The 2329-nt window shown below is 68.0% G+C and carries 3 protein-coding genes; all 3 read left to right on the top strand.

Annotation, left to right across the window (positions count from 1 at the left end; all coding sequences use genetic code 11):
• Positions 1–545 (top strand): urease accessory protein UreD (locus B2W70_RS08835; protein WP_286744919.1); only part of this gene is annotated, 545 nt, incomplete at its 5' end.
• A gap of 235 nt (positions 546–780) precedes the next feature.
• Entirely contained in the window at positions 781–1497 is a 717-nt protein-coding gene (locus B2W70_RS08830) for a response regulator (RefSeq protein WP_137841133.1), read from the top strand.
• 23 nt (positions 1498–1520) lie between these two features.
• Positions 1521–2329, top strand: an 809-nt coding sequence (locus B2W70_RS08825) for a histidine kinase dimerization/phospho-acceptor domain-containing protein (protein ID WP_349677443.1), incomplete at its 3' end; no start/stop codon positions are given.

Below are 2329 nucleotides of genomic sequence, written 5' to 3'. Positions count from 1 at the left end.
CCCGCCTGGAGTGGCTGCCATTGGAGGCCATCGCCTACCGGGGCTGCCAGGCCGTCAACGCCATGCGCTTCGAGCTGGCCGAAGGCGCCGAGATGATCGGCTGGGACGTGCTGGCCCTGGGCCTGCCCGCCGCTGGTGAATCGTTCTCGGACCCGGCCTTCGCCCACGGCCGCTACACGCAGGAAATCGAGCTGCCCGGCGTGTGGCTGGAGCGCGGCACCGTGCGAGCCATCGACACACACCTGCTCGACAGCCCCTTGGGCTGGGCGGGCAAGCGCGTCATGGCCACAGTGTGGTTCGCTGCAGACCAGCCCCTGACACGCGCGCGCCGCGAAGCGCTGCTCGATGCCGCCCGCACCCAAGCCGATGGCAGTGCGCTGTCCCTGAGCGCCGGCAGCACCAGCCCCCACGAGCACGTCGTGCTGATGCGCGTGCTGGCCGATCGGGTCGAGCCGGCCATGGCCCTGCTGACCCAGGTGTGGGCCAGTTGGCGCCAAACCGCCTGGGGCATCGAACCATGTCCACCCCGGGTCTGGCGCACATGAGCTGCAAGCACGAGCCCACTGGGCGGCATGACCGCCCCATCAGGGCAACCCGCCACACTCCCACAGCCCGCCCGCCAGGTCCATTTCGATTCTAGGGAGGCGACCGGCCCCAGGCGCAAAGCGAACTATCATCGCGCGAGAACACACACATCGCGCGACCGGGCGGCCAGGGAGGCCGGTGCCTCAGGGCAGACACCCCGCTCGACGCAAAAAATGCCAAAACCAGGAGTCCGCCATGAAGGTCTTGCTCATCGACGACCACCCCCTGATCCTGTCCGCGCTGCGCACGGTGATCCAGGGCCTGGGTGACCACGTCCACGTTGCCACCGCTGACAGCGCCCGCGCCGCCCGCGACACCCTGCGCCAGGACCCGAGCCACGACCTCGTGCTGCTGGACCTGCAACTCGGCGATGCCGATGGCTTTGACCTGCTCGCCGACTTGCGCTCGCTCTACCCTGCTTTGCCCGTCGTGGTGGTTTCGGCCTCCGACCGCACCAGCGACGTCATCCGCGCCATCGACATGGGCGCCATGGGCTTCGTGCCCAAGCGGGCCAGCAACGACACCTTGCTCGAGGCACTGGAGCAGGTCATCTCCGGTGGCGTCTATGTGCCACCCATGAGCATGGGCGCCGACTTCCAGCCCACGCTCAACCACGCCTCTCCCTTGCGGCAGGTTCAGCAGGCGGCGCAAACCTCCGACTACCAACAGACCGCGCCCAGCCTGCGCCAGCTGGGACTGACCGCCCGCCAGACCGACGTGCTCAACCTGCTGCTCAAGGGGCAGCCGAACAAGCTGATCGCCCGTGAACTGGGCCTGTCGGTCGAGACCGTCAAAGACCACGTCGCGGCGGTGCTGCGCACGCTGGGCGTGAGCTCGCGCACCCAGGCCGTCATCGCGGTCAGCCAGATCCTGCAAAAGCAGGCGGGCGCTCCGGCCTGGTCGGCCCACTGAACCCCAAAAGAAAGTTGAACACCATGGCTGTCGCCGCCCTGCCGTCTGGCGAATCGACCGCACCGATCTCCGAGTCAGGCCTGCCGCCCCCGACCGACGAGGCCATCCGCCAGGACTCGGTCAGGCTGGTTTACCGCCAGACCAGCGCGGGCCTGATCGGTCACTTCCTTGGCTGGGTGGTCTGCACCCTGGTGTATTGGGAACACGTTCCCCATCACATCCTGTGGGGCTGGAGCCTGGCCTTCGGTGTGCTCTGGACGGGCCGCTTCGCCAACCTGCTCAGCTACGAGCGTGCCGCCCTGCAAGGCCGGGTCGAGCCCGCGCGCTGGCTGCGCATGTGGAACACGGGGGCCATCATCGGCGCTGCGCTGTGGAGCGTGGCCGGGCTGCTGTTCTACGCACACGGAGGCGCCTTCGAGCGCGCCTTCCTGATGCTGACGATCTACTCGTTCGCCATCGGGGCCGTGCCCTACATGGCCTCGCAGACGCCTCTGTTCCTGACGTGCATGGGCCTGTACTTCGTGCCCATGATCCTGCGCACCGCGCTCAATGGCGGCGAGCACGACCTCAAGATGGCCGGCATCTGGTGCCTGCTGTGCCTGTGCACGCTGGCGCTGGGGCGGGCCTTTCGCAACATGTTTGGCGAAATGGTCAGCCTGCGTTCGCACGCGCAAAACCTGGCCAAAAAGCTCCATGGCGAGATGAAGGCCGCAGAAGCCGCACAGCGCGACGCCGAGACCGCCAACCGCGCCAAAACACAATTCTTTGCGGCCGCCAGCCACGACCTGCGCCAGCCCCTGCACGCGCTGGGCCTGTTCGCCGAAGCCCTGCG

The sequence above is a fragment of the Aquabacterium sp. UBA2148 genome (genome assembly GCF_002328915.1).
Taxonomy (GTDB): Bacteria; Pseudomonadota; Gammaproteobacteria; order Burkholderiales; family Burkholderiaceae_C; genus Aquabacterium; species Aquabacterium parvum.
The sequence above is the reverse complement of the archived record's forward strand: the minus strand, read 5'-3'. Positions and strand labels throughout refer to the sequence as shown.

Excerpts from the sequence above, each read along its gene's own strand:
- B2W70_RS08830 (WP_137841133.1), top strand. The coding sequence starts at position 781 with ATGAAGGTCTTGCTCATCGACGACCACCCCCTGATCCTGTCCGCGCTG.